A 26,688-nucleotide genomic window follows, 5' to 3' on the forward strand; every position below is an offset into this window, starting at 1 on the left:
TACCGGGTGAACGTGCACGCCACGTTCGCCTACTCTTTTGCTGACAGATTTTTTCGGGATTTCAAATGCTCAATAACGATCGCCTGTTGGTGCAGATCCTGCTCGTGGCGCTGTTCGGCGCGAGTTTATGGGTGATGGCGCCGTTCTGGTCGGCGTTGTTCTGGGGAGCAGTGCTGGCGTTTGCCAGTTGGCCACTGATGCGATTGCTTACCCGCTGGCTCAATGGCCGCGAGTCCCTCGCGGCCGCATTGTTGACCTTCGGCTGGATGGTGCTGGTCGCGGCGCCCCTGGTTTGGCTGGGTTTCAACCTGGCGGATCATGTGCGTGATGCCACGGTATTCATCAAGGACGTTCAGGTCGATGGTTTGCCGCATGCACCGGTGTGGCTGGGCGCTATTCCCCTGGTGGGCGAACGTCTGGTCGTAATCTGGAACAGTATCGATCAGCAGGGCGCGGCGATGATGGTGTCGATCAAGCCGTATCTGGGGCAGGTCGGCAATTGGTTCCTGGCGCGCAGTGCGCAGATCGGTGGCGGTATTCTCGAGCTGACGCTGAGTATCGTCTTCGTGTTCTTTTTCTATCGCGACGGGCCGCGGCTGGCGGCGTTTGTTCACAGCTTGCTGGAGCGGTTGATCGGCCAGCGTGCCGGTTATTACATCGAACTGGTGGCCGGTACGGTGCAACGAGTGGTCAACGGCGTGATCGGCACGGCGGCGGCCCAGGCAATCCTGGCGTTGATCGGTTTCCTGATTGCCGGAGTACCGGGGGCTCTGGTGCTCGGTATCGTGACTTTCCTGCTCAGTCTGATCCCCATGGGCCCACCGCTGGTGTGGATTCCTGCCACGGCATGGCTGGCCTGGAAAGGCGAATACGGAATGGCCATGTTCCTGGGGGCCTGGGGCATGTTCATCATCAGTGGCGTCGACAACGTACTCAAGCCTTACCTGATCAGTCGCGGCGGTAATCTGCCGCTGGTCATCGTGCTGCTCGGAGTGTTTGGCGGCTTGATTGCGTTTGGCTTTATCGGCCTGTTCATCGGGCCTACTCTGCTGGCAGTGGCTTACAGCCTGTTGACTGACTGGAGCAAGAGCCAGGCGCGGGTTGAAGATCGCCGCCCCTGAGTTCCTGGAACAAACAAAGCCCACTGAAGCTGTCACGAGGTCAGTGGGCTTTTTGTTGAGGGTTCATGGCCACTTCGCGAGCAAGCTTTCCTGCGTCGACGCAGATCCACTGTAGGAGCGAACTCGCTCGCGATGTGTTTGCATCAAGCCGCCACGTTCAGGTGTATCCCAACGCTCGTCACATTGTCGAGCGAGTACAGCTTGCTCAAATTGGCGATCATTTTCTGTAATGCCTCGTTGCCGCTCGATTGAGCTGAGGTACTGTCAGTGTTCTGTTCACGACCCGTCTTCAAGGCTGTTATGAGTTCGTCGCTGCTGACTCCACCGCTACCATCGCTGTCCAGCGCCGTGAACAGGGTCGTGCTGTTGTCGGTGATGGTCGATGAGTCGCGGTCGCTCGCCTGCAAGGCATTCAGTTCATCGCTACTGATGACACCATCCCCGTTGGCGTCGAGAGCACTGATCAGCGCATCGGCAAGTTCGGCGTCGGCCGGTGCATTGCCGGGCGGTGGCGGCGGGGGAGCCATGGCGGCCATTTCTTCACTGCTCAGGCTGCCGCTTTCGTCGCTGTCAAGGTCGGCAAAGTTCTCGCTCAGGCTGACCAGCAAGCCATCGTCTGACTTCTGCGACAGGGCGCTACCGAGTTCATCCTGATCCACCGAACCATCGCTGTTGCTGTCGAGCCTGGCCAGCAACTCTTCCTGGAACTGCTGGCTGCGGGCGCTGTTGGTTGCCGCGTTGCTAGTGTTGGTGCTGGTATAGCTGGTGTAGTTGCTGATGCTGCCGATCATTGGGCTCACTCCCTGGAATCGAAAACCGGTGGGTGTACCGGCTTATGTAGGCTCACGGGGGGAGTTGTCGCGGGTGTGTGGGGTTTGTACCGACTGGTACACACTGCGTAATCAACCTCGGGGCAGTTGAATAACGGCGGTCAAGCCACCGCCCGGTGTTTCTTCCAGGCTCAAGTTTGCGCCCATTCGCTGGGCAGCTTCGCGCGCAATGGTCATGCCCAGTCCAACACCGCCGGAGTTGCGATTACGCGATCCCTCAAGGCGAAAGAAGGGTTCAAACACCGCTTCGCGCTGATCCGCGGCGATACCCGGGCCATGGTCGATGACGCGGATCAGCAGGTGGTCGCGATGGTCTTCCAGGCTGATCAACGCCTGCCCGGCATAGCGCAGGGCATTGTCCATGAGGTTATTGATGCAGGAGCGCAGCGCCATCGGCTGCACGCGCAACGGCGCACAGTGTCCGCTGGACTGCACGTCGGCACCCTGGTCCTGGGCATTTTCGCTGAGGGATTCAACCAGTGCCTGCACATCCATCCTCTGCAAGGCCTCGCTGGTACGTTGCTCGTGGAGATAAGTCAGGGTTGAATCGAGCATGCTGATCATGTCGTCCAGGTCCTGGCGCATCTGACCTTGCAGTTGCTCGTCGTCGATTTTTTCCAGTCGCAGCTTGAGCCGCGACAGCGGCGTACGCAGGTCATGGGACACGGCGCCAAGCATGCGCGAGCGCTGATTCACTTGCTCGATGATGCGACGCTGCATCTTGTTGAAGGTGTGTGCCGCTTGCCGCGCTTCCCGCGGGCCGGACTCATCCAGAGGCGGGCTGTCGAGGTTTTCGCTCAGACGCTCGGCCGCATCGCTCAGGCGCTGGATTGGGCGGCTGAGCAACTTGGCACCGTACCAGGCGGCGATGATCAGCGTGATCAGCTGAAACGTCAGAGGCACGACGGGGCCGCCGAACCAGGGGCGCGCAGGCCGCTCTTCAAAGCGTGGATCCGCTGGCGGGCGGGCCCCATCCGTGCTTTCGGGAAACTCCGGCGGTGGTGGCGGCGGCGGTGGACCGTAATGATGAAACCAGGCAAAGGCCAGCAGGTGCGCGAGGATAATCGCCAGCAGTAGCACGCCAAACAGGCGGCCGAAAAGCGTATCGAAGCGCCTGCGCATCAGCCGATGTCTCGTGCATCAAACAGGTAACCCTCACCGCGAACGGTCTTGATCAGATGCGGCGCTTTAGGGTCATCGCCGAGCTTCTGGCGCAGGCGTGAGACCAACAAATCAATGCTGCGATCAAAGGCTTCAATCGAACGACCGCGTGCGGCATCGAGCAATTGTTCACGGCTGAGCACCCGGCGCGGGCGTTCGATAAATACCCAGAGCAGGCGGAACTCGGCGTTGGACAGCGGCACCACCAGCCCATTGTCAGCGATCAACTGGCGCAACACGCTGTTCAGGCGCCAGTTATCGAAGCGAATGTTCGCCCGCTGTTCGCTGCGGTCGTCACGCACTCGACGCAAAATGGTCTGGATGCGTGCCACCAGCTCCCGGGGCTCGAACGGCTTGGCCATGTAGTCATCGGCGCCCAGTTCGAGGCCGATGATACGGTCGGTCGGCTCGCAACGAGCCGTGAGCATCAGGATCGGGATATCCGACTCGGCGCGTAGCCAGCGACATAGCGACAGTCCGTCTTCGCCGGGAAGCATCAGGTCGAGCACCACCACATCGAAATGCTCCGCCTGCATCGCCTGCCTCATGGCAGTGCCGTCGGTGACGCCGCTGGCGTGGATGTTGAACCGGGCCAGATAGTCGATCATCAGTTCGCGGATCGGGACATCATCGTCGACGATCAGGGCGCGAATGCTCCAGCGCTTGTCGTCGCCGGGCGCTTTTTGGTCGTCGTTCACAGGAGCTTGGGTGTTGTGCATGCGTGCATTCATCTGCCAGTAGGCTGCCAACCACAAAGATGGGCCGCGAGGTTGTGGTTCCAGCATAGGCGTCCGGCCCGGACGCGGGAAGTGCTGTAGTAAGGACGTATTGCGGTTGGCGAGGGTAGCGGGCATGGGTGTTGTGGGCGTGTCGTGTGTGTATCGGACTCGACACAATTGCCGCAACGGCTAGTCTTGCCTGAGCCATCTCGACGATTTACCGATCATCGGGTCCCGCAGGGGCGCTGGTTCCGCTACAATGCGCGCCGATTTCGACTTGCCTGAGAGCCCACTCATGTCCGCCTGCCAGACTCCTATCATCGTCGCCCTGGATTTCCCCACCCGTGACGCCGCACTGAAGCTGGCCGATCAGTTGGACCCGAAGCTGTGCCGGGTCAAAGTGGGTAAAGAACTGTTTACCAGCTGCGCCTCGGAAATTGTCGGAACCCTGCGGGACAAGGGTTTCGAAGTGTTCCTGGACCTCAAGTTCCACGACATTCCGAACACCACCGCCATGGCCGTCAAGGCCGCCGCGGAAATGGGCGTATGGATGGTCAATGTGCATTGCTCCGGTGGTATGCGCATGATGGCGGCCTGCCGTGAAGTACTGGACAAGCGCAGCGGCCCACAGCCACTGCTGATCGGCGTGACCGTACTGACCAGCATGGAACGTGAGGATCTGGCGGGTATCGGACTCGATATCGAGCCGCAGGAGCAGGTGCTGCGTCTGGCTGCACTGGCGCAAAAAGCCGGAATGGACGGTCTGGTGTGTTCGGCCCTGGAAGCCCAGGCGCTGAAATCGGCACACCCGTCGCTGCAACTGGTGACTCCGGGGATTCGTCCGGCGGGCAGCGCCCAGGACGATCAGCGCCGCATTCTGACGCCGCGTCAGGCACTGGATGCCGGTTCCGACTATCTGGTGATTGGTCGCCCGATCAGCCAAGCGGCGGATCCGGCCAAGGCGCTGGCTTCGGTAGTGGCCGACCTGGCGTAAACATCAAACCTGTAGGAGCCGGCTTGCTGGCGATCGCGTCACCACGGTTTACCTGTGTAATCGCGGTGATGCGATCGCTGGCAAGCCAGCTCCTACAAGGGCAACGTTAAACCTTCAGCACCAACTTTCCGAAATTCTCCCCGCTGAACAACTTCATCAGCGTCTCTGGAAAAGTCTCCAGACCTTCGACAATGTCTTCCTTGCTCTTGAGTTGCCCTTTGGCCATCCAGCCGGCCATTTCCTGCCCGGCAGCGGCGAACTGTGCGGCATAGTCCATCACCACAAACCCTTCCATCCGCGCACGGTTGACCAGGAGCGACAGGTAGTTGGCCGGGCCTTTGACCGCTTCCTTGTTGTTGTACTGGCTGATCGCACCGCAAATCACCACCCGCGCTTTCATGTTCAGACGGCTCAACACGGCGTCGAGAATGTCGCCACCGACGTTATCGAAATACACGTCCACACCTTTCGGGCACTCGCGTTTGAGGCCGGCGATCACATCTTCGTTCTTGTAATCGATTACTCCGTCAAACCCCAGTTCATCGACCAGGAACTTGCACTTGTCCGCGCCACCGGCGATGCCGACGACCCGGCATCCTTTGATCTTGGCGATCTGACCGGCAATGCTGCCCACTGCCCCCGCCGCGCCTGAGAGCACTACCGTGTCACCGGCTTTCGGAGCGCCGACGTCGAGCAGGGCGAAATATGCAGTCATCCCGGTCATGCCCAGCGCAGACAAGTAGCGCGGTAGCGGCGCCAGATTCGGATCGACCTTGTAAAAACCTCGCGGCTCACCGAGGAAATAATCCTGCACTCCGAGGGCACCGTTGACGTAGTCGCCGACGGCAAAACCCGGGTTATTCGAGGCGACGACCTTGCCTACACCCAATGCCCGCATGACTTCGCCGAGACCGACTGGCGGGATGTAGGACTTGCCTTCGTTCATCCAGCCACGCATCGCCGGGTCCAGGGACAGGTATTGGTTTTTTACCAGGATCTGACCCGCCGCCGGTTCGCCGACTGGAACTTCCTGATAGGTGAACGTCTCGCGAGTCGCTGCGCCGACCGGGCGTTTGGCGAGCAGGAATTGGCGGTTGGTCTGGGTAGTCATGACAGGCACTCAAGATGAATGAAGCCTTGTTGATAGCTGCTTAAGCGAGCGGTCGCAAGGCCGGCTGATGTGGCGAATACATGCCGATCCAGTGCGGTGATGGAGAAGCCTGTAGTTTCATCACTGCAACTCATGGCCGCTTAACCGGCCTTCTGATAGTGCTGCCGCGCTCAAGGCCCCTGTGTCTAGACTGGGGGCACGCAAACTCCGGCTTCTTCTTTACGAGGACATAACAATGAGCATGACCTTTTCCGGCCAGGTGGCAGTGGTGACAGGTGCAGCGGCGGGCATTGGTCGCGCAACTGCTCAGGCATTCGCAGCCGAAGGCCTGAAGGTAGTAGTGGCCGATATGGATGCGGCGGGGGGCGAAGGCACGGTGGCGCTGATTCGTACGGCCGGTGGCGAAGCGACCTTCGTACGCTGCAACGTTACGCTCGAAAACGAAGTGAAAAATCTGATGGATGAGGTGATCAATACCTACGGCCGCCTCGACTATGCCTTCAACAATGCCGGCATTGAGATCGAAAAAGGCAAGCTTGCCGAAGGTACCGTCGACGAATTCGACGCGATCATGGGCGTCAATGTCAAAGGCGTCTGGCTGTGCATGAAGTACCAGTTGCCATTGTTGTTGGACCAGAGTGGCGGTGCGATCGTCAATACCGCTTCAGTCGCCGGCCTCGGGGCGGCGCCAAAAATGAGCATCTACGCGGCATCCAAACATGCAGTGATTGGTCTGACCAAATCGGCCGCCATCGAATACGCCAAGAAAAAGATCCGGGTGAACGCAGTATGTCCGGCAGTCATCGATACCGACATGTTCCGTCGAGCCTATGAAGCAGACCCGAAAAAGGGCGAGTTCGCCAATGCCATGCACCCGGTAGGTCGCATTGGCAAGGTCGAGGAGATTGCCAGCGCGGTGCTGTATCTGTGCAGCGACGGGGCGGCCTTCACCACGGGGCATTCGTTGGCGGTAGACGGTGGCGTCACCGCATTCTGAAATCGCTCGATGCAAGAATGAACCCGCCGTCGTGCGGGTTTTTTCTTGGGATCGAGAAAGCTTCGATAATGTGTTTCAAACGGTAAGAAATTCAGTGTTTGGTGTCTTTCGCGCACATTCCGTTCAGCGTTCCTGTGATTAACTGCGCCCGGCAAAAACGAACAGGAGTTTGCTTGCTCATGGAGTTGAGAATTGATCGACAGGCATTGGTGCCGGTCGTACAGCAAATCGTTGATGCATTGACCTGCTGGCTTCGCTCCAGTGCAGTAACGCCCGGCGTGCGCTTGCCTTCGGTGCGGCAAATCGCACGAATCAATTTGCTCAGCCAGTCGAGTGTTTCAGAGGCCTGCGACCGTCTGGTCACACAAGGCTTGCTCCTGTCATGTCATCGGGGCGGCTATTGGGTTGCCGATCTGGCGGCGCTCGTGCAGGAGAGCTCGGAGGAAAGGGGAGCAATCAAGCCTGTCTCAACGTTGAGCGAGTTGCGATTGGGTTGCGGCGGATTACCCGAGAGCTGGCGCGAGACAGACGATCTGGGGTATGCGATTCGCCAGGTCAGCCGCACCGACATGGCTGGACTTTTCAACTACAGCACGCCATTGGGGTTGCCAGCTTTGCGCCAGCAGATCCTCAAGCGCCTCAAACAGTTGGGTATCGAGGCGTCGGATAATCGAATCGTGACTACGGCAGGGGCCAGTCAAGGGCTCGACCTGATTGTACGAACGTTGTTCAAGCCGGGCGATCAGGTAGTCGTTGAAAGCCCGGGCCATCCCTTGTTGTTCGATCTGCTCAAACTACATGGCATCGGCCTGGTCGAGGTGCCACGAACCCCGCGTGGGCCGGACCTGGAGGTCCTTGAGCAGTTGATACTCAAGCACCGGCCCCGGGGGCTGTTCATCAATAGCTTCCACCACAACCCGACCGGCAGCAGTGTTACCCCGCTCATGGCGCGAAAGATTCTGCAACTGGTCAATAACCATGATGTTCTGTTGATCGAAGACGATGTCTACGCGGATTTCTACACCGGCCCCGGTACGCGATTAGCAGCACTGGATGAAAACGTGATTTACGTCGGCAGTTACTCCAAGACATTGAGCAGTTCCTTGCGGGTCGGTTTCGTGGTGGCCAACGCCGGGATTGTTTCGCGCCTGGCCGAGATCAAGATGATCAGCAGCATGGGGGGGTCTCGATTTTGCGAAGCGGTACTGGCATGTCTTTTGGCCAATGGTGCATATCGCAAGCTGGTACAGCGCCAGGAACAACGCTTGTGCAGTAACAGACTGTCTGCCTTGCAGTTGCTGGAAGACGCCGAGTGGGAGGTTTTCGGAAAGCCGGCAGGGGGGTTGTTCATTTGGGCACGTTCACGAATGTCAGACGCCGATCAGGTGCGCGAGCAGGCGCGACGCTTTGGCGTCTTGCTGTCACCGAGTTCAGCCTTCAGCCCTACCGGCCAGTCCAGTGACTGGCAGCGCATCAATGTGGCCTATGCCTGCGATCCCCGTGCGCGAGCATTCTTCCAGGCCACCGCTGCGGATCGACCTCAAACATTCTGAAAACGACGTTGGTGTAGCTTTTTGCCATTGTTCAGGCGCCAGAGCCTTGTGTTGCTGCAAGCGCGTTGCGAGTCTGCGTCTACAGACGATGGCAGGAGATTGAGTGCAATGAATTCGGCCGTGCAGGGACGTTTTACCAACCTCGGTATGGCGAAAAAACTGGGTATGGGTTTTTTGCTTGTACTGTTGTTGACGGCCCTGGTGGCGAGTATTGGCATCTGGTCCCTACAAGCTATCAGCCAGCGCTTCGACGGACTGAAACAGATGTCTTCGCTCAACAGCGGTTTGCTCAAGGTGCGGCTGCTGGAGCAGGAATATGCCCTGCACGCAAACCCTGAAACCATCGACGCGTTGCACGAGGGCGTTGACGGGTTGATCGCACTGGCCACTCAGCTCAAGGCGGGGTCTTCGGCAAGCGTCGAGCAGTCCTTGGTCGCCTACCGTAAGGCTTTCGACGAGTTTGTTTCCCTCAGTCAGGCCAAAGACCTGGCGCTGGAAATGGCCAGTTGGTCAGTGTCCAGCGTGGCCAACAATCTTGATGTCCTGCAGGCTGGGCTTGCCGATGATGCTGCCTACACGCTGAAAGATTCAGACGGTAAGGACGGTGGGCAATTCATCGAGCAAGCCGGTCAGGTCAGCCAGGTTTCGCGGCTGATGCTGCAAGCCATGAATGAAGCGCGCACGCGACTGGATCAGAGCCGCAAGGGCGATGTCAGCGTCGGGCAGGGCAAAATCGAGCAGGCCAGTCAGGCGCTCATTCAGGCTGAACAGCTCAAAACCACGGTCAAGGATGAGGGCTACCAGACCGTCCTCAACGAAGTGACGGGTCACATTGCCAGCTTCAGCGACAAGCTCGCGGAGTACACCGGTCTGTTGGAGCAGGAAAAAATCGTTTACCAGAATCTTCATCAGCGCGCGGCTGAAGTGGTTGATCGGGTGGACCAGTCCTATATGGCCCAAGACCGTTCGATGCAGGCCGAGCTGAAAAAGAACACGCTTCTGATCCTCGGTTCTTCTGCTTTGGCACTGTTGGCCGGATTGATTGCAGCGTGGCTGATTACCCGGTTGATCGTGGCGCCGCTGCGCAGTGTGATCCAGGTCGCCCAGCAGATTGCTGCAGGGGATTTGAGTGCGAGGATCGACGTGAACCGTCGTGACGAGATCGGTCAATTGATGCGGGCGATGCAGCAGATGGGCGCGGGACTGAACCATATTGTCAGTGGTTTGCAGTCGGGTATCGGGCAATTGGCGAGCTCTGCGCAATCGCTGTCGGCGGTAACAGAGCAGACCAATCTGGAGGTCAGCAGCCAAAAGGAAGAAACCGAACAGGTTGCCACGGCGATGAATCAAATGACCGCCACCGTGCACGACGTCGCGCGCAATGCGCAAGAGGCGGCCCAGGCCGCGCAAACGGCGGATGACAAGGTTGAAAGCGGTCAGCAAGTGGTGCGCCAGAGCATGGTGCGGATCGAACAGCTGGCGGACTCTGCCACTGCGGCCAGTTCGAGCATCGAAAGCCTGAGTGCAGAAATCCAGAATATCGGCGCAGTGTTGAGTGTGATCAAAAGTGTAGCCGAACAAACCAACCTGTTGGCGTTGAACGCGGCAATCGAGGCCGCCCGGGCTGGCGAGCAAGGTCGAGGGTTTGCGGTGGTGGCCGACGAAGTGCGCGCACTGGCCAGGCGGACCCGGCAATCAACCGAGGAAATTGAACACCTGATCAGCGCCTTGCATTCGGCAGCGCAGGAATCAGTGCGGCAGATTCAAGGCAGTGGTGAACTGGTGAAGCTGGCGGTCAGTGATGCGCTGCAGACCGAGAGCGCGCTGGGGAGCATTGCGGCGGCGGTGTCGTTGATTCAGCGGATGAACCAGCAGATTGCCGCCGCTGCCGAGGAGCAGAGCTCAGTGGCTGAGGAGATCAATCGCAGTGTCACCAGCATTCGGGCAAGCGCGGATCAATCATCGATGGCGATGCAGGGGAACGCAACGTCGAGCATTCAGTTGGCGCAGCTGGGAGTTGAACTGAAGGGGATGGTGGGGCATTTCAGGCTTTAAGCAGGAGCGAGCTCGCTCCTACAAATTTGTTGCCACCTTTGCGGTGGCTTCTCGATTTCGATGATCAGTCGTAAATCACTTTCTTCTTCCAGTCCGCATCGGCTTCAACGTCTTTGAGGCCTTCGGTCAACTGGTTGACCTCGCCCTCTACCGGCGCGATGCGATCCATGACCTGGTCGTTGGCTCGGGCCAGGAGCTTTTCCAGATACTCCAGTTGTTCAGCGTAGACCCGTGGATCCTGCTGTTTGCGCAGATACTGCACGCCGCGCTCGAACGCCAGCCGTGCCTGGCCGGGCTGATTTTGTTGCAGGGAGTGCTGGCCGAGGTTGTTGAAGAACTCTATGTGCAGCAGTACCAGAATGTGGCGGACTTCGCGGATCCAGCGTTTGGCTTCGCTGGGCGGCAAGAATCCGTCCTGGGCCGCGCGAGTAATCTGGCCGTGCAATGCTTCGAGCAGAAAGCGCACGTCCTTGGCCTTGGCTTCGGTATGGATGGGTCCGGGTGGATTATTGACCGGAATGGATTCACCCTGGCCAACGAGGGCCTCCAGCTCGGTAATCCGTGCCTTGAGATTGGCGCTGGACTTTTCCAGGTTGAGCAAGCGTTGGCAGACGTTCAGTTCCAGGCGAGTCACCAGCAGCTTGAGTGCCGGGGTCATCAATTGACCGGGAAAGGTCTCGGTGATTTCGCCGCAGCGACGCACGCGATCATTGAGTTCAAGCTTGGTACGGGCCTTTTCCAGCTTATTGTTTTCCACTACATGGTTCATGTAGCCAATGGCAATCAACAGTGCGATCCCGGCTACAACCAGCAGGGTGATCATGAGTGGTGTCACCGTTAAGACCTCTTATATAGGGTTTGCGTGCGAGTGTAGTGGCTGGGTATTCAAGCGCATAGGCTCGCACGACGGGCGAATCGGACAGGCTTGTGCCTATATCGGCCGCAGTCCCGGTTCTATAAATAATGGCACCTGACAGGCAGGTTGCCATCATTGGAGGGACTATAGCGTCTTGATGAATGCCAGAATATAGGCGTCAAACGTTGGGCATCCCAAATTCCGCCGAGGCGCCCAAAAGCGGGGCGAAGTCATTGATTTAAATAAATTTATATCTGGGGGTTGACGACTTCTCAATCCATCCATAGAATGCGCGCCACTTGCAGCGTAAAGCACACAGCGAAACGAAGCAGGTAGTGAATGTTGTACGTGTGTCCCCTTCGTCTAGTGGCCTAGGACACCGCCCTTTCACGGCGGTAACAGGGGTTCGAGTCCCCTAGGGGACGCCAATGCGGGAATAGCTCAGTTGGTAGAGCACGACCTTGCCAAGGTCGGGGTCGCGAGTTCGAGTCTCGTTTCCCGCTCCAATTTTAAACAGCGTTGCTTTCGGGCAGGGCTGAGTGAAACCAGAACCAAGTCTTCGGATGCGGGTCTGGGCACCGAAACACACACCATGTGTTCCGGGCAGCGTGTCCCCTTCGTCTAGTGGCCTAGGACACCGCCCTTTCACGGCGGTAACAGGGGTTCGAGTCCCCTAGGGGACGCCATTTGCGGGAATAGCTCAGTTGGTAGAGCACGACCTTGCCAAGGTCGGGGTCGCGAGTTCGAGTCTCGTTTCCCGCTCCATATTTAACAAAAACGCCGCTCATTGAGCGGCGTTTTTGTTTGTGCGCGATTTGTATCGATAGTTGATAAAAAAGGCCCGCCAGTCTGACTGAGCGGGCCTTATTCATGTCAGGCGCTTGTTACATCGACAGAATCAGCCTTCCGGCGAATAAAATCAGAATCACTCCCATGGTCCGTTCAAACCAGTGCCCCAGCCGCATGAACAGCAACCTCACCTGGCTGCTGGAAAAGAACAGCGCAACGATGACGAACCACAGGGCATTCACCAAACACATCCAAACGCCGTACAACGCCTGTATCTTCAGGGGTGTGGTGGCGCTGATAATCGTGGTGAAAATCGCCAGGAAAAACAGTGTGGCTTTTGGATTGGTCGCGTTGGTCAGAAAACCTGTGGAGAAGGCCTTGAAGAGCGTTTGCTCGGCTAGCGGTTCATCGCCAGCCTTTTGAACTTCCGGTAACGATTTAGGTTTGCTGCGCAGCAAGCTCACGCCGAGATACAAGATGTAGGTACCTCCCACGACTTTGGCCATCGTCAGTAGCCAGGGAATCGTGTGCATCAATGCGCCGACGCCCAGCAATGTGTAAAGCACGTGCACGGAAATACCTGCGCCGATACCCAGCGCCGTACAGACCCCGACCACTCGACCGAAGCGTACGCTCTGCCGGATTGTCACGGCGAAATCTGGCCCGGGAGCGACCACCGCTAGAAAGTGGACGGTCGCCAATGCCAGAAATTCGCCCAGGTAGTTCGAAAGCATTTCAACTCCAGACATTCAGATGTGCGCGCTATCACCGAGAAAGAAAAACGCTCGCGGGAAATGACGGCTGGGTTCTCTGCTCAGCCCACGTGATAGTGGACGGACAACGCGCCTTTCTTGTTCGAAAGGGAATCGATCGTGACAACGCCAAGGTCCTTCAGGCTTCGGACATGGGTGCCGCCACAGCCATAGGCGGGCAGCTCACCGAAACCGATTTCCCGAGCACCTTCGCGCAGCGAGGTCAGGCGCGGCAGATCGTGGCTGACCCAATGCTTGATGCCTTGCTGAACAGCCAGGGCATCGACATCCTGCGCGGAATTCCCGGGCATGAACTGAACGCGACCTTCACCTGGCCAGTGATGTGCCTTGACGGGCATCCAGCCCAAAGCCTGGACGAAGTGACCGATCAGATGACCGGCGGAGTGCATGCGTGTGTTGAGCCAGCGACTGTGTTCATCGACCCGTATGACTGTCATGCCGAGTCTTACCGGCAGGTCGACGAAATGGATGATCCGCTCGGGGTCCTGAACCACTCGCAATACCTGGCTTTCGCCAATCCAGCCTGTATCAGAAGGCTGTCCACCGCCTTGTGGGTGAAACAGGGTGGCACGCAAGACCACGGCAAACTCGTTCTCGTGAGGGATGCATTCCAGGACTTCCACGTTGGCCTTGAGCTCATCGCTATGGAAAAAAAGGCGCAGCGTCATATTTCAGGCTCGATAGAATTTCTGGTTTTTATTATAGAAAGCCTGCAAATGCGTGATAATCCAGCCAAACATCAAAGGACTGTTGCGCTGTGAGCATAAATCTTCCGCTGCCACTACTGGGTGAAATGGCAATTTTCGTCAAGGTCGTCGAGACCGGCAGCTTCTCCGAAGCGGCACGTCAATTGGGCTCTTCGCCTTCAGCGGTCAGCCGCAGCATTTCGCGGCTGGAAAAAGCGCTGGCAACTCGTCTGCTGCAGAGAACCACGCGCAAGTTACGTTTGAGCGACGGTGGTGAAGAAGTGTTCAAGCGATGCCAGGAAATGGTCAGTGCCGCCCGTTCCGTGATGGAGGTCAGTGGTCAATTTACCGACGAACCCGAGGGCCTTGTGCGTCTCAGTGTGCCAAAAGCGGTCGGTCGAATTGTGATCCACCCGCATGTGCCGGAGTTTTTGCGCCGTTATCCCAAAGTGGATGTGGAACTGTTGCTTGAGGATCGACAGGTGGATTTGATCGATGATCACGTCGACCTGGCGATTCGTATTACCGACCGCCCGCCCGTGGGATTAGTGGGGCGACAGTTGCTGACTATCGACCACCTGCTCTGCGCGACACCGCAATATCTGGCCGAACACGGTACACCGACGCACCCCCATGACTTGCTCAACCACAGCTGCATTTACCTGGGTGAAACCCCGAGCGATGCGCGCTGGAAATTCAAGAAGGGCAGCAAATCCGTCACCGTCGGTGTGCGTGGGCGATATGCCGCCAATCACACGGGCGTGCGATTTGGTGCGGTTCTGCAACACATCGGTATTGGCAGTCTGCCGTACTTCACTGCGCGCCGAGCTCTGGAGAAGGGGTTGATGGTGCAAGTGCTGCCGGACTGGACCTTTTTGGCGTCCTATCATGGCGGTGCCTGGTTGCTGCATTCACCGACCCGATATTTGCCGCCCAAGCTTAGGGTGTTGATTGATTATTTGGTGGAGTGTCTGGAGCAGGAACCGACTCTGACCAAGCCCGGCAAGTCGAGCGGTCTGAATACAGCCGTATCGGAGTATGAACTGCCGGAGAGCGACGGGTTGTTCTGAATAAAGATCAAAGATCGCAGCCTTCGGAAGCTCCTACATTGGAATGCGCTTTTCCTGTAGGAGCTGCCGAAGGCTGCGATCTTTTGATCTGCCTGAAATGAAGAGGCCCGCATGTTCAACCATGCGGGCCTTTTTCATTACGGATGCAGGATCAGTGCTTGCTGTCCTGGTTCGACAGCGCCAGCAGTTGTTTCTCCTGGTTCCAGTCGAAAGGCTCGTCATTCTGCTCGGCTTCGAAGCGACGTTCTTCCAGTGCCTGATACAGGTCGATTTCTTCATCGGCCAAGTAGTGCAGGCAGTCGCCGGCGAAATACCACAGCAGATCCCGTGGAATCAGGTGGGCGATTTGCGGATAACGGGAAATGACTTGAGTCAGGATGTCCTGGCCCAGGTATTGGCTTTCGATCGGATCGATCGGCAGTGACGCCAGCAGTTCGTCGAAGCGCTCCAGGAACAAGGCATGGCTTTCTTCGGGAACCTGTTCGGCCTCACCTACGGCGACCAGGATGCTGCGCAGGTGGTCGAGTAAAACGAGATGATCGGCAACGATGTTGGACACGAGATAAGTCCTCAAGAGCAAAACGGGCGCCGGAGTATAAAGCTCCAGCGCCCGTTTTTACATGCCTGGGTAGATCAGCGGACCTTGCGGTCGGCCAGTGCCAGTTCCTCTTTATCGAAATCGTCGACATCGATCACTTTGCGCTGTGCTGCTTCTGCCTCCCGCAGGGTTTGTGCTTCCACCGGTTGCAACACACCAGCCTCCAGCGCGGCGTCGATGACATGTTCCCCGGCAACCGGTTTGAGCTGACCACTTTTGAGCGCTAAATGCAGTTTTTTCTGCAAGGGCTGCGCTGTGCTCAACAGGTTGCAGGCATGTTGCAGGGCCCCGACCGCATCGTCGGGCGACTGTGGGCGATAGCAGCCCAAGAGCAATTCCTCCAGGGCCGGGTCGCCTTTGGCGCGGCCGATAATTGCAGCCACTTCGGCACCGAGGCTGTCGGACGGTCCTTTGTGCCGGCGACCGAGCGGGAACACGATCACTCGCAGCAGGCAGCCCACAACTCTATTCGGGAAGTTGTTCAGCAGTTCATCCATGGCCCGTTCGGCCTGCCCCAGACTTTCTTCCATGGCCCAGGTCAGCAGCGGTGTCATGTACTCCGGCGCGTCGAGGTCGTGATAACGCTTGAGCGCGGCGGATGCCAGGTAAAGATTGCTCAGGATGTCACCGAGTCGTGCGGAGAGGCGTTCGCGGCGTTTCAGTGCGCCGCCCAGCAACATCATGCTGAGGTCGGCGAGCAAGGCAAAAGCGGCGGCCTGACGATTGAGGGCGCGGAAATAACCCTGGCTGAGTTTGTCGCCGGGCGTGTGCTCCAAGTGTCCAAAACCGAGGTTCAGCACCAACGTGCTGGCGGCGTTACTCACGGCAAAACCGATGTGCTGGAGCAGCAGGTCGTCAAACTCCTTGAGTGCCTGATCCTTGTCTTCGCGGCCGGCGAGGGCCATTTCCTTTAGCACAAAGGGATGGCAGCGAATCGCGCCCTGACCGAAGATCATCAGGTTGCGCGAAAGAATGTTCGCGCCCTCGACGGTGATGAAAATCGGCGCACCGCACCATTTGCGCGCGAGGTAATTGTTCGGCCCCTCAATGATCGCCTTGCCGCCGTGCACGTCCATGGCATCGCTGATGCAATCGCGGGCCCGCTCGGTGAGGTGGTACTTGAGAATGGCCGACAGGACCGACGGCTTCTCACCCAGATCCACGGCGTTGGCAGTCAGCATGCGGGCGGCGTCCATCATCCAGGCGTTGCCGCCGATACGGGCCATGGCTTCCTGGATGCCTTCGAACGCGGCAATCGGGACGTTGAACTGTTCGCGAATCTGCGCGTACTGGCCCGTCACCAGGCTGGTGAACTTGGCCATACCGGAACCCACCGCCGGCAGGGAAATCGAGCGCCCGACCGACAGGCAATTCATCAGCATCATCCAGCCCTTGCCGAGCATTTCCTGACCGCCGATGAGGAACTCCAGCGGTACGAACACATCCTTGCCCGCATTCGGACCGTTCATGAAGGCAGCGCCCAAAGGCAGGTGGCGGCGACCGATATCGACGCCGGGAAGATCGGTTGGAATCAGCGCCAGGCTGATGCCCAGGTCTTCCTTGTCGCCCAACAGATGATCCGGGTCGTAGGCCTTGAATGCCAGGCCGAGGAGGGTGGCGACCGGTCCGAGGGTGATGTAGCGCTTTTCCCAGTTCAGGCGCAGGCCCAGGGTTTCCTGGCCTTCCCACTCACCTTTGCAGATTACCCCGGTGTCGGGCATGCCACCGGCATCGGAACCGGCCAAGGGCCCAGTGAGGGCGAAACAGGGAATGTCGTCACCCCGTGCCAGGCGCGGCAGGTAGTGGTTGCGTTGTTCATCGGTGCCGTAGTGCAGTAGCAGTTCGGCCGGGCCGAGGGAGTTGGGGACCATCACGGTGGAGGCGAGGTCGCCGCTGTGGCTGGCCAGTTTCATCGCGACTTGCGAGTGGGCATAGGCCGAGAAGCCCTTACCACCAAACTCCTTGGGAATGATCAGGGCGAAGAAACCTTTGTCCTTGATAAAGGCCCAGGCCTCGGCAGGAAGATCCATGGTCTGGCCCAGCTCCCAGTCACTGACCATGGCGCACAGTTCTTCTGTCGGGCCGTCGATGAAGGCCTGTTCTTCTTCGTTCAATTGCACTTTGGGGTAGGAAAGCAGTTTGTTCCAGTCCGGACGGCCGCTGAACAACTCGCCATCCCACCACACCGTACCGGCATCGATGGCGTCGCGTTCGGTTTGCGACATCGGTGGCAGGGTTTTCTGGAACCAGTCGAACATCGGTGCGCTGAAGAATTTACGGCGCAGGTCGGGCAGCAACAAGGGGGCGGCAATTGCCGCGATCAATACCCAGAAAATCAGCAGCAGCCAGCCCGGTGCGTGGCTGAAGGCCCCCATGGCCACGACATAGACAGCCACGATGCCCAGGGCAGGCAGAGGCGCAATGCGGCGGTGAGCCAAATAGGCAATCCCGACCACCAGAACCAGTATCCACAACAGCAGCATATTTAATCCTCCGTGAACCCAGGGCAAAACAACCCTCAGAGCTTAGACGGCATCCGAAAAACCGGTTGGTCGCGGCATGTGACTGAAGTCGTGAGAAACCCTGGATGAATTTCGTCGCCCCGAGTGGTGGCGGGCGCAGGAAATTTGAGCGAGCGGCATAGCGCCCATGTTTGGCCGAAACGTCGTTATCTCTGTGCTCAACCTCTGGTTAGACTCGAGACTTCCCCAGGAGATTGTTCTCATGCACGAGTATCTGCGTCCCGGCCGCTTCATCGATAGTGACCACCCGTGCGTGGTGGAGTTCGCCGAAAAACACCGTGGTGCCCGCCGCGACCCGCTTGAGCAGGCGATCAATCTCTATTACGCCGTGCGCGAGGCGGTGCGCTACAACCCCTACACCTTCAGCCGCGACCCGCAAACCTTGCGCGGCAGTTATGCGCTGGCGACCGGCGAAAGTTACTGCGTGCCCAAAGCCACTTTGCTGGCAGGTGCAGCGCGACATTGCGGCATTCCTGCACGGATCGGTCTGGCGGACGTGCGCAATCATTTGTCCACGCCTCGCCTGCTTGAGTTACTCAAGAGCGACATGTTTGCCATGCACGGCTACACCGAGTTCTATTTGAATGATCGCTGGGTCAAGGCCACACCCGCGTTCAATCAGAAACTCTGCGAGCTGTTCAATGTGGCGCCGCTGGAGTTCGACGGGATCAACGACAGTGTTTTCCACCCGTACAACCGTGATGGCGAGAAGCTGATGGAATATCTGGTCGATCATGGCCAGTTTGCCGATGTGCCGGAACAGTTCTTTTTCGAGCACCTGGAAAAGTGTTATCCGCACTTGTTCGGCGATCAGCTGACACCGCTGCTGGGTGACATGCAGAGCGATTTGAGTCGCGCGTGATCCGGCGTATGCTGCCTGCCCACTTATGGAAAAAGAGGCGGTCATGCTGAAGATCTGGGGTCGGAAAAATTCGTCGAATGTCAGAAAGCCGCTGTGGGCCGCCGAAGAATTGGGGCTGGCCTATGAAACCATCGATGCGGGCGGCGCCTTTGGTGTCGTCGATACGCCTGAGTACCGTGTGATGAACCCCAACGGCCGTGTACCGGTCATTGAAGATGACGGCTTTGTCCTGTGGGAATCCAATGCCATCGTGCGCTACCTGATGGCCCGCCACGCCAGCGGCACAGCCTGGTACCCGGCGGACCTGCAGGCCCGCGCCAGCGCCGACAAGTGGATGGACTGGACTACGTCAAATCTGGCCGGCCCGTTCCGCACCGTGTTCTGGGGCGTGCTGCGCACCCCCGCCGACCAACAGGACTGGCCCGCGATCAAGGCGGCGATCAAAGAGTGCGAGACCCTGCTGGCGATGGCCGACCAGGCGCTGGCGGACAAACCCTGGCTGTCCGGTGACGAGATCGGCATGGGCGACATTCCCCTGGGCAGTTTCATTTATGCCTGGTTCGAGATGCCGATCGAGCGTGCGCCGCAGCCTCATCTGGAGGCCTGGTACGCCCGGTTGAAACAGCGTCCGGCGTATCGCAAGGCCGTTATGACCGCGTTGACTTAATACTCACTATCGACACACTTGACTGTACTTGTGTGGCGGCGACAAGCACCATTGCGCTCATGCGCTGCGGTTGCATTGCTCGCCGCCCGCCCATATTTATCCCTTTCCTCCCTTCTTGGTGCGTAAATCCGATATGAGTTCCGCTCTGTCCATCCGGCAGCTAACCAAAACCTACGGCAACGGTTTCCAGGCATTGAGTGGTATCGATCTGGATGTCGCCGAAGGTGACTTCTTCGCCTTGCTCGGCCCTAACGGTGCCGGTAAATCCACGACCATCGGCATTCTCTCGACCCTGGTGAACAAGACCAGCGGCACGGTGAATATCTTCGGTCACGACCTGGACAAGAATCCTGCACAGCTCAAGCGCTCCATTGGCGTGGTGCCGCAGGAATTCAATTTCAACCAGTTCGAAAAGACCTTCGACATCGTCGTGACTCAGGCCGGTTATTACGGCATTCCGCCGAAAATCGCCAAGGAACGCGCCGAGCAATACCTGACCCAATTGGGGCTGTGGGACAAGCGTGATGTGCCGTCGCGCTCGCTGTCCGGCGGCATGAAGCGTCGACTGATGATCGCCCGCGCACTGGTTCACGAGCCGCGCCTGCTGATCCTCGACGAACCGACTGCCGGGGTGGACATCGAATTGCGTCGCTCGATGTGGAGTTTCCTCACCGAGCTGAACCAGAAAGGCATCACGATCATCCTCACCACCCACTACCTGGAAGAGGCTGAACAGCTGTGCCGCAACATCGGCATCATCGATCACGGCACCATCGTCGAGAACACCAGCATGAAGCAGTTGCTCAGCCAACTGCACGTAGAAACGTTCCTGCTGGACATGAAGAACACCTTGCAAGTGGCGCCTCAGTTGATCGGCTACCCCGCCAGACTGATCGACAGCCACACCCTGGAAGTCCAGGTCGACAAGGCCATGGGCATCACTGCGCTGTTCACCCAACTCGCGCAGCAGAACATCGAAGTGCTGAGCCTGCGTAACAAAACCAATCGCCTCGAGGAGTTGTTCGTGTCCCTGGTGGAGAAAAATCTGTCGAAGGTGGCGGTATGAGTTCCGAGTTGCGCCCCAACCTCATTGCCCTCAACACAATTGTTTACCGTGAAGTCCGGCGCTTTACCCGGATCTGGCCGCAGACCTTGCTGCCGCCGGCAATCACCATGGTTTTGTACTTCGTGATTTTCGGTAATCTCATCGGTCGGCAAATTGGCGACATGGGTGGCTTCACCTACATGGAGTACATCGTGCCGGGGCTGATCATGATGTCGGTGATCACCAACTCCTACGGCAACGTGGTGTCGAGTTTCTTTGGCAGCAAGTTCCAGCGCTCCATCGAAGAGTTGATGGTATCGCCGCTGTCACCGCACACCATCCTCATCGGCTACACCCTGGGCGGCGTGCTGCGCGGGTTGATGGTGGGGATCATCGTGACCTTGCTGTCGCTGTTCTTCACCCACTTGCAAGTGCATCACCTGGGCTTGACCATTTTGGTGGTGGTGCTGACCGCGACGATCTTCTCGTTGCTGGGCTTTATCAACGCCGTGTTTGCGCGCAACTTCGATGATATCTCGATCATCCCGACCTTCGTGCTGACACCGCTGACGTACCTGGGTGGTGTGTTCTACTCGATCTCGTTGCTGCCGCCATTCTGGCAGACCGTTTCCCTGGCCAACCCGGTGCTGCACATGGTCAATGCGTTCCGTTACGGCATCCTTGGGGTGTCGGACATCAGGATCAGCATTGCGATCACGTTCATGCTGGTGGCGACCGTGGTCCTGTACCTCGGGTGTGCGCGGTTGTTGGTCAGCGGGCGCGGAATGCGTACCTAACGACGACTAACCAACCTGATTCGCGGACGTATCACGCCGTAGGAGCTGCCGAAGGCTGCGATCTTTTGATCTTGCCTTTAAAAATAGAGATCAAAAGATCGCAGCCTCGTTGCACTCGACAGCTCCAACAGGGAATCACGCACGCATCAGAACCAGGCCGGCCGGTTAGCCGCCCCCGGCCATGGATGGCCGATGGTGGCGGGCCCACGGCGCAGGACCGGAGCGAGGCACCGAATGTCAGGGGCAAGAGCCCTTGGTTACTTGGGGCCGGGCGGCGTTCCGTTTTTTCCAAGTGCCCCGCCGTAAGGGCGGAACCAATAGCCGCCGTCACCGCAGCAACGGATATGTACCCCCCTCCCTTAAAATGCAAAAAAAACGGCCTCCCATATCGGAGGCCGTTCTGCATTCTCACATCCTGCTTTTCTTGCGCCGCTTCCATTGCCGCGCCACCCACCAGCGCCAATACATCATCACCAGGCAATAGGCCAATGCGCCAAGGACCACCCCCGTCACCACCGAACCCAACAAAAACGGCTGCCACAACGTCGAGAGTTCTCCGCTGACCCATTCCCAGGTCAGTTCATCCGGCAGGTGCCGGGTGGGAACATCCATCAGCCAGGCACCGGTCTGGTACGTGCAGAAGAACACGGCGGGCATGGTGATGGGATTGGTCAGCCAGACCAGGCTCACCGCAATCGGCATGTTGCCGCGCACCACAATGGCCAGGATCGACGCCAGCAGCATCTGCATCGGAATCGGCAGGAACGCCGCGAACAGGCCGACCGCCATGGCGCGTGCAACCGAGTGCCGGTTCAGGTGCCAAAGATTCGGGTCATGCAGCAGCGTGCCTAGAAAGCGTAAGGATTTGTGTTCCCTGATGCTGATCGGATCTGGCATGTAACGTTTGAATAAGCGCCGGGGCATAAGGCTTCTCGGTCGGTCAAGGCGGCAAGTATGTCTGGAATCCATGAACTGCCCATTCAGACTTTGTGACAATTGATAACGACGTCGATACGACGGACGGGCTAAGCCTAGGGCTGGGACTCTCAAGGACGGGCTTATGCGCATAGGGATGATGGCGCTGGCGCTGGGATTGTTGGCCTTGCGTTTTTTACCGGCACTACCGCCGGTCTGGTTGTGGTGGGTGATGCCGGTGGGGGGTTTGATGTTGCTGCCGTTCAGGATGTACCCGGTGGCGTTTTTTCTGTTCGGGTTCAGTTGGGCCTGCGCAAGTGCGCAATGGGCCATGGATGAACGGTTAACACCGGCGCTGGATGGGGAAACCCGCTGGATCGAAGGTCGAGTGACCGGTTTGCCCCGGCATGATGACGGTGTCGTTCGATTCGAGTTGAGCAACAGCCTGTCCCGCCGCGTCCGCCTGCCGCAAAAAATGCGTCTGGCCTGGTACGGCGGACCGCCGGTGAGCAGCGGTGAGCGCTGGCGCCTGGCAGTCAAGTTGAAGCGTCCGGTGGGGCTGCTCAACCCCCACGCCTTCGACTACGAGGCCTGGCTACTGGCACAACGCATTGGGGCAACCGGGACGGTCAAGGATGGTCAACGTCTTATGCCGGCGAGTGGAGCTTGGCGTGATGCTGTTCGTCAGCGTTTGCAGACCGTGGATGCCCAGGGAAGGACCGGAGCGCTGATTGCGCTGGTCCTCGGAGACGGTGCCGGGCTGACGCGTGAGGACTGGCAAGTGTTGCAGGACAGCGGCACCGTGCACCTGTTGGTGATCTCCGGGCAGCACATCGGTTTGCTTGCCGGGCTCATCTATTTGTTGATCGCCGGCATGGCCCGCCTTGGCCTGTGGCCCAGTCGACTGCCGTGGTTACCTTGGGCGTGCGGGCTGGCGTTTGCCGCCGCACTCGGCTACGCACTGCTTGCCGGGTTCGGAGTGCCGGTAAGACGGGCCTGCCTGATGATCGGTCTGGTGTTGTTGTGGCGTCTGCGTTTTCGTCACCACAGCGCCTGGTGGGCGCTGCTGCTGGCGCTCAATGGCGTTCTGTTGTTCGATCCGCTGACCAGCTTGCTCCCCGGGTTCTGGTTGTCTTTTGCTGCAGTGGCGGTATTGGTCTTTACATTCGCAGGCCGTCTGGGACCTTGGCGATGGTGGCAGACCTGGACCCGTGCCCAGTGGTTGATCGCGATCGGGCTGTGCCCATTGTTACTCGCATTGGGATTGCCAGTCAGCCTGAGCGGCCCACTGGCCAATTTGTTTGCGGTGCCCTGGGTCAGTCTGGTGGTGCTTCCCCCTGCGTTGCTCGGGACGCTGCTGCTGCCCGTGCCTTTTGTGGGGGAGGGATTGCTGTGGCTGGCGGGCGGTTTGATCGATGGGTGGTTCAGGGGGCTGCGGCTGGTGTCCGGTCAGGTTCCCGCATGGGTGCCCGCGGCCGTTCCGCTCTGGGCCTGGGCAATCGGTGCCGTTGGCGCCTTTTTGCTATTACTGCCCCGAGGCGTGCCGATGCGACCCTTAGGGTGGCCGATGCTGTTGATGCTGGTGTTTGCGCCCCGGACGATGGTGCAGGAAGGTATCGCTGAAGTCTGGCAACTGGATGTCGGTCAGGGTCTGGCAATCCTCGTGCGTACTCGGCATCACACATTGCTGTTTGATGCCGGACCACGCTTCGGAGAACTTGATCAGGGGGAGCGGGTGGTGTTGCCGGCATTGCGCAAACTGGGGGTGGAGGATCTGGACCTGATGTTGATCAGCCATGCCCATGCCGATCATGCCGGCGGTGCCCAGTCGGTTGCCAAGGGCCTGCCGGTGAAACAGGTGATCAGTGGTGAGCCGTCTGACTTGCCTGCACAGTTGCGAGCCGGGCGTTGTGAGAGCGGCCGGCGATGGACCTGGGACAGCGTTGACTTCCAGCTTTGGCATTGGCCATTGGCCAGCGACAGCAATCAGAACTCCTGTGTATTGCTGATCGAGGCCAATGGCGAACGGTTGCTGTTGAGCGGCGACATTGATGTCTTTGCCGAGCGAGCCCTGCTGGACAGCCCCATGGCCGTGCCCATCGATTGGTTGCAGGCACCGCACCACGGTAGTCGAAGCTCGTCGTCCAAGGCGCTGCTGAATGTGTTGCAGCCCAAAGGCGCGCTGATCTCCCGTGGACAGGGCAACTCGTTCGGACATCCGCATCCAACCGTCATCCAGCGTTACCGCAACCGAGACATGGCGATTTACGATAGCGCCGAACAGGGCGCCATCCGTCTGCAATTGGGACGCTTCGAAGCACCCTGGACGATGCGTCAGGAGCGGCGTTTCTGGCGTGAACCAGCACCGCAAAGCCAATAATCCGCAATTATCAGAGCCCGACCGGAAGCGACATCACGGTCTTCGATGCGTCGACCCCCTATGTTAGAGTGGCGCACTTTTTCGAGGGGATTGTCACTGTGTGGGAATTGGTCAAATCCGGCGGCTGGATGATGCTGCCGATCATTTTGAGTTCCATTGCGGCCATGGCGATTGTCGCTGAGCGTCTATGGACCCTGAGAGCCAGCCGTGTGACCCCGGAGCACTTGCTTGGCCAGGTCTGGGTCTGGATCAAGGACAAACAACTCAACAAGGAAAAACTCAAGGAATTGCGCGCCAACTCGCCGTTGGGCGAGATCCTGGCGGCGGGCCTGGCCAACTCCAAGCATGGTCGTGAGATCATGAAAGAGTGCATTGAAGAGGCTGCACAACGGGTCATTCATGAGCTGGAACGCTACGTCAATGCGCTGGGAACGATCGCTGCCATGGCTCCGTTGCTGGGGCTTTTGGGTACGGTTCTGGGCATGATCGACATTTTCAGTGCCTTCACCGGTAGTGGCATGACGACCAACGCCTCGGTATTGGCCGGTGGTATCTCCAAAGCCTTGATCACCACAGCCGCAGGCCTGATGGTCGGTATCCCGGCGGTGTTTTTCCACCGATTCCTTCAACGCCGGATCGATGAGCTGGTGGTCGGTATGGAGCAAGAGGCCATCAAGCTGGTCGAGGTGGTTCAGGGCGACCGTGATGTGGACCTGTCCGGGAGCAAAGCGTGAAATTCCGCCGCAAACCACGGGAAACGGTGGACATCAACCTCGCGTCGCTGATCGACGTGGTGTTCATCCTGTTGCTGTTTTTCGTCGTGACCACCACCTTCACCCGTGAAACCCAGTTGCGCGTCGATCTGCCCGAAGCGGTCAGCGGCTCGCCCGCGGACGATCAGGCCAAGCCGGTGGACATCACCATCAGCGCCGAAGGTGTGTTCTCGGTGAACAACCAGATCCTGGCTAAAAGCGACCTGGCCTCGCTGATGGACGCGCTGCAGAAAGAAGCCAATGGCGACACCAACCGACCGCTATCTATCAGCGCCGATGGCAAGACTCAGCATCAGTCCGTCATTACTGCCATGGACGCCGCCGGCAAACTCGGTTTCAGCCACTTGCGCATGACCACTGTCGAGGCCGCGCCCCCCGCGCCCTGATGGCCATGTCCAATCGATTGCTTGCCGCCTGGTATAACGGTCATCCGGCCCTGAAGCTGTTACAGCCGCTGGAATGGTTGTACCGCCGCGTGGTCATGAAAAAGCGCAAACGCTTTCTGGCGGGCGAGGGCGAGATCTATCAACCCCCTGTGCCGTTGATCGTTGTTGGCAATATCACCGTCGGTGGCACGGGCAAGACACCGTTGATTCTGTGGATGATCGAGCATTGTCAGCGCTGTGGGCTTCGGGTCGGCGTGGTCAGCCGTGGTTACGGTGCCAAGCCGCCGCAACTGCCATGGCGGGTCGAGGCCGAACAGAGTGCCGATATCGCGGGCGACGAACCGCTGTTGATTGTCCAGCGCACGGGTGTGCCTTTGATGATCGACCCCAACCGCAGCAACGCCGTCAAAGCCCTGGTAGCCAGTGAGCCACTGGATCTGATCCTCTCTGACGACGGCATGCAGCATTATCGGCTGGCACGGGATCTGGAGCTGGTATTGATCGACGCGGCCCGAGGCCTGGGAAATCGCCGCTGCTTGCCGGCAGGGCCGTTGCGTGAACCGGTCGAGCGTCTGCAAAGCGTTGACGCTGTGCTCTACAACGGCGCCCCGGCTGACCGCGACGATGGCTTTGCCTTCCAGTTGCAACCTACCGAACTGGTCAATCTGCGCAGCGGCGAACGTCGCTCCCTCGACCATTTTCCCAAAGGCCAGGCCGTGCACGCCGTGGCCGGGATCGGCAACCCGCAGCGTTTCTTCAACACCCTTGAAACGCTACACTGGCTGCCTGTTCCACATGCATTTGCCGACCACGCCGAGTACAGCGTCGAGGCCTTGAGTTTCACGCCGTCATTGCCGTTGGTGATGACGGAAAAGGATGCGGTGAAGTGCCGTGCTTTCGCCGCCGCCGATTGGTGGTACCTGGCGGTCGATGCTGCGCCATCGCCGGCCTTTGTGGCCTGGTTCGATACGCAGTTGATGCGCCTGTTACCGTCTCGTTTGTTGCCTTAATCCGTTTTTATCCAGGGA

At 58.8% G+C, this 26,688-nt stretch carries 24 protein-coding genes, 4 tRNA genes and 1 pseudogene; 19 read left to right on the forward strand and 10 right to left on the reverse strand.

Annotated elements, in window-relative coordinates:
- The first annotated feature begins 65 nt into the window (after positions 1-65).
- Positions 66-1,121, forward strand: a complete 1,056-nt coding sequence (locus QMK58_RS07200) for an AI-2E family transporter (RefSeq protein WP_053161979.1) — start codon at positions 66-68, stop codon at positions 1,119-1,121.
- 143 nt (positions 1,122-1,264) lie between these two features.
- On the opposite strand, the gene xopAW is transcribed toward QMK58_RS07200, so the two are convergent.
- From xopAW to QMK58_RS07215, 3 genes are all read right to left on the reverse strand, one after another.
- Entirely contained in the window at positions 1,265-1,912 is a 648-nt protein-coding gene (xopAW, locus tag QMK58_RS07205; RefSeq protein WP_053161977.1) for a XopAW family type III secretion system calcium-binding effector, read from the reverse strand.
- A gap of 111 nt (positions 1,913-2,023) precedes the next feature.
- Positions 2,024-3,073, reverse strand: a complete 1,050-nt coding sequence (locus QMK58_RS07210; RefSeq protein WP_053161975.1) for a sensor histidine kinase — start codon at positions 3,071-3,073, stop codon at positions 2,024-2,026.
- Positions 3,073-3,831, reverse strand: coding sequence for a response regulator (locus QMK58_RS07215; RefSeq protein WP_053162109.1), 759 nt, complete (start codon positions 3,829-3,831; stop codon positions 3,073-3,075). The genes QMK58_RS07210 and QMK58_RS07215 overlap by 1 nt, the downstream gene beginning before the upstream one ends.
- A gap of 295 nt (positions 3,832-4,126) precedes the next feature.
- Between QMK58_RS07215 and pyrF the strand changes: the two genes are divergently transcribed.
- The gene (pyrF, locus tag QMK58_RS07220; protein WP_320396079.1) at positions 4,127-4,825 is read left to right on the forward strand and encodes an orotidine-5'-phosphate decarboxylase; all 699 of its coding nucleotides are present in this window, start codon (positions 4,127-4,129) and stop codon (positions 4,823-4,825) included.
- 106 nt (positions 4,826-4,931) lie between these two features.
- On the opposite strand, the gene QMK58_RS07225 is transcribed toward pyrF, so the two are convergent.
- Positions 4,932-5,936 carry an NADP-dependent oxidoreductase gene (locus QMK58_RS07225; RefSeq protein WP_053161971.1) on the reverse strand — a complete coding sequence of 335 codons (1,005 nt, stop codon included), beginning with the start codon at positions 5,934-5,936 and terminating at the stop codon, positions 4,932-4,934.
- 235 nt (positions 5,937-6,171) lie between these two features.
- Here QMK58_RS07225 and QMK58_RS07230 point away from each other — a divergent pair, with 235 nt between their 5' ends.
- The 4 genes and pseudogenes from QMK58_RS07230 (at position 6,172) to QMK58_RS28920 (ending at position 10,541) form a co-directional block, all read left to right on the forward strand.
- Positions 6,172-6,933, forward strand: a complete 762-nt coding sequence (locus QMK58_RS07230) for an SDR family oxidoreductase (protein ID WP_320396080.1) — start codon at positions 6,172-6,174, stop codon at positions 6,931-6,933.
- Between the two features lie 179 nt (positions 6,934-7,112).
- The gene (locus tag QMK58_RS07235; protein WP_320396081.1) at positions 7,113-8,486 is read left to right on the forward strand and encodes a PLP-dependent aminotransferase family protein; all 1,374 of its coding nucleotides are present in this window, start codon (positions 7,113-7,115) and stop codon (positions 8,484-8,486) included.
- A 969-nt stretch (positions 8,487-9,455) separates the two neighbouring features.
- A pseudogene (locus tag QMK58_RS28915) lies at positions 9,456-9,683 on the forward strand (HAMP domain-containing protein); the annotation flags it as partial.
- Positions 9,678-10,541: a methyl-accepting chemotaxis protein gene (locus QMK58_RS28920; protein ID WP_413817424.1), complete on the forward strand. Its 864-nt coding sequence runs from the start codon at positions 9,678-9,680 to the stop codon at positions 10,539-10,541. The pseudogene QMK58_RS28915 and the gene QMK58_RS28920, both read left to right, overlap by 6 nt.
- Before the next feature lie 64 nt (positions 10,542-10,605).
- Here QMK58_RS28920 and QMK58_RS07245 read toward each other — a convergent pair whose 3' ends face one another.
- Complete coding sequence (locus tag QMK58_RS07245) at positions 10,606-11,364, reverse strand: hypothetical protein (protein ID WP_320396083.1); 759 nt, start codon at positions 11,362-11,364, stop codon at positions 10,606-10,608.
- A 385-nt stretch (positions 11,365-11,749) separates the two neighbouring features.
- Between QMK58_RS07245 and QMK58_RS07250 the strand changes: the two genes are divergently transcribed.
- The 4 genes from QMK58_RS07250 to QMK58_RS07265 all read left to right on the forward strand — a co-directional run bounded on the left by QMK58_RS07250 (position 11,750) and on the right by QMK58_RS07265 (position 12,162).
- A tRNA-Glu gene (locus QMK58_RS07250) sits at positions 11,750-11,825 on the forward strand.
- A gap of 2 nt (positions 11,826-11,827) precedes the next feature.
- Positions 11,828-11,903: transfer RNA gene (locus tag QMK58_RS07255), tRNA-Gly, on the forward strand.
- A gap of 104 nt (positions 11,904-12,007) precedes the next feature.
- A tRNA-Glu gene (locus QMK58_RS07260) sits at positions 12,008-12,083 on the forward strand.
- Positions 12,084-12,086: 3 nt separating this feature from the next.
- Positions 12,087-12,162: transfer RNA gene (locus QMK58_RS07265), tRNA-Gly, on the forward strand.
- 119 nt (positions 12,163-12,281) lie between these two features.
- Here QMK58_RS07265 and QMK58_RS07270 read toward each other — a convergent pair.
- Together QMK58_RS07270 and QMK58_RS07275 are read right to left on the reverse strand one after the other, a co-directional pair.
- Positions 12,282-12,920, reverse strand: coding sequence for a LysE family translocator (locus QMK58_RS07270; protein ID WP_053161961.1), 639 nt, complete (start codon positions 12,918-12,920; stop codon positions 12,282-12,284).
- 80 nt (positions 12,921-13,000) lie between these two features.
- On the reverse strand, positions 13,001-13,627 hold the full coding sequence (locus tag QMK58_RS07275; RefSeq protein WP_053161959.1) for a serine-tRNA(Ala) deacylase AlaX: 627 nt from the start codon (positions 13,625-13,627) through the stop codon (positions 13,001-13,003).
- Positions 13,628-13,716: 89 nt separating this feature from the next.
- On the opposite strand from QMK58_RS07275, the gene QMK58_RS07280 reads away from it, so the two are divergent.
- Positions 13,717-14,715 carry a LysR family transcriptional regulator gene (locus QMK58_RS07280; protein ID WP_053161957.1) on the forward strand — a complete coding sequence of 333 codons (999 nt, stop codon included), beginning with the start codon at positions 13,717-13,719 and terminating at the stop codon, positions 14,713-14,715.
- A 151-nt stretch (positions 14,716-14,866) separates the two neighbouring features.
- On the opposite strand, the gene QMK58_RS07285 is transcribed toward QMK58_RS07280, so the two are convergent.
- A complete protein-coding gene (locus QMK58_RS07285) occupies positions 14,867-15,274 on the reverse strand; it encodes a PA2817 family protein (RefSeq protein ID WP_053161955.1) in 408 nt (135 codons plus the stop codon).
- Positions 15,275-15,348: 74 nt separating this feature from the next.
- On the reverse strand, positions 15,349-17,796 hold the full coding sequence (locus tag QMK58_RS07290; RefSeq protein ID WP_320396084.1) for an acyl-CoA dehydrogenase: 2,448 nt from the start codon (positions 17,794-17,796) through the stop codon (positions 15,349-15,351).
- A 241-nt stretch (positions 17,797-18,037) separates the two neighbouring features.
- On the opposite strand from QMK58_RS07290, the gene QMK58_RS07295 reads away from it, so the two are divergent.
- From QMK58_RS07295 to QMK58_RS07310, 4 genes are all read left to right on the forward strand, one after another.
- The gene (locus QMK58_RS07295) at positions 18,038-18,697 is read left to right on the forward strand and encodes a transglutaminase-like domain-containing protein (RefSeq protein WP_053161951.1); all 660 of its coding nucleotides are present in this window, start codon (positions 18,038-18,040) and stop codon (positions 18,695-18,697) included.
- 43 nt (positions 18,698-18,740) lie between these two features.
- Positions 18,741-19,364 carry a glutathione S-transferase family protein gene (locus QMK58_RS07300; RefSeq protein WP_053161949.1) on the forward strand — a complete coding sequence of 208 codons (624 nt, stop codon included), beginning with the start codon at positions 18,741-18,743 and terminating at the stop codon, positions 19,362-19,364.
- 133 nt (positions 19,365-19,497) lie between these two features.
- Entirely contained in the window at positions 19,498-20,430 is a 933-nt protein-coding gene (locus QMK58_RS07305; protein ID WP_053161948.1) for an ABC transporter ATP-binding protein, read from the forward strand.
- On the forward strand, positions 20,427-21,206 hold the full coding sequence (locus QMK58_RS07310) for an ABC transporter permease (protein ID WP_053161946.1): 780 nt from the start codon (positions 20,427-20,429) through the stop codon (positions 21,204-21,206). Before QMK58_RS07305 ends, QMK58_RS07310 begins: the two co-directional genes overlap by 4 nt.
- A 408-nt stretch (positions 21,207-21,614) precedes the next feature.
- Here QMK58_RS07310 and QMK58_RS07315 read toward each other — a convergent pair whose 3' ends face one another.
- A complete protein-coding gene (locus QMK58_RS07315; RefSeq protein WP_053161944.1) occupies positions 21,615-22,130 on the reverse strand; it encodes a DUF2062 domain-containing protein in 516 nt (171 codons plus the stop codon).
- 136 nt (positions 22,131-22,266) lie between these two features.
- Here QMK58_RS07315 and QMK58_RS07320 point away from each other — a divergent pair, with 136 nt between their 5' ends.
- The 4 genes from QMK58_RS07320 (at position 22,267) to lpxK (ending at position 26,670) form a co-directional block, all read left to right on the forward strand.
- Positions 22,267-24,501 (forward strand): DNA internalization-related competence protein ComEC/Rec2, encoded by a 2,235-nt coding sequence (locus QMK58_RS07320; RefSeq protein WP_320396085.1) that lies wholly within the window; start codon positions 22,267-22,269, stop codon positions 24,499-24,501.
- Between the two features lie 98 nt (positions 24,502-24,599).
- Entirely contained in the window at positions 24,600-25,235 is a 636-nt protein-coding gene (locus tag QMK58_RS07325; RefSeq protein ID WP_053161940.1) for a MotA/TolQ/ExbB proton channel family protein, read from the forward strand.
- Positions 25,232-25,660 carry an ExbD/TolR family protein gene (locus tag QMK58_RS07330; protein WP_053161938.1) on the forward strand — a complete coding sequence of 143 codons (429 nt, stop codon included), beginning with the start codon at positions 25,232-25,234 and terminating at the stop codon, positions 25,658-25,660. The genes QMK58_RS07325 and QMK58_RS07330 overlap by 4 nt, the downstream gene beginning before the upstream one ends.
- Positions 25,660-26,670 carry a tetraacyldisaccharide 4'-kinase gene (lpxK, locus tag QMK58_RS07335; protein WP_053161936.1) on the forward strand — a complete coding sequence of 337 codons (1,011 nt, stop codon included), beginning with the start codon at positions 25,660-25,662 and terminating at the stop codon, positions 26,668-26,670. Before QMK58_RS07330 ends, lpxK begins: the two co-directional genes overlap by 1 nt.
- The last annotated feature ends 18 nt before the right edge of the window (positions 26,671-26,688 follow it).

It is taken from the genome of Pseudomonas sp. P8_241, from assembly GCF_034008315.1.
Taxonomy (GTDB): domain Bacteria; phylum Pseudomonadota; class Gammaproteobacteria; order Pseudomonadales; family Pseudomonadaceae; genus Aquipseudomonas.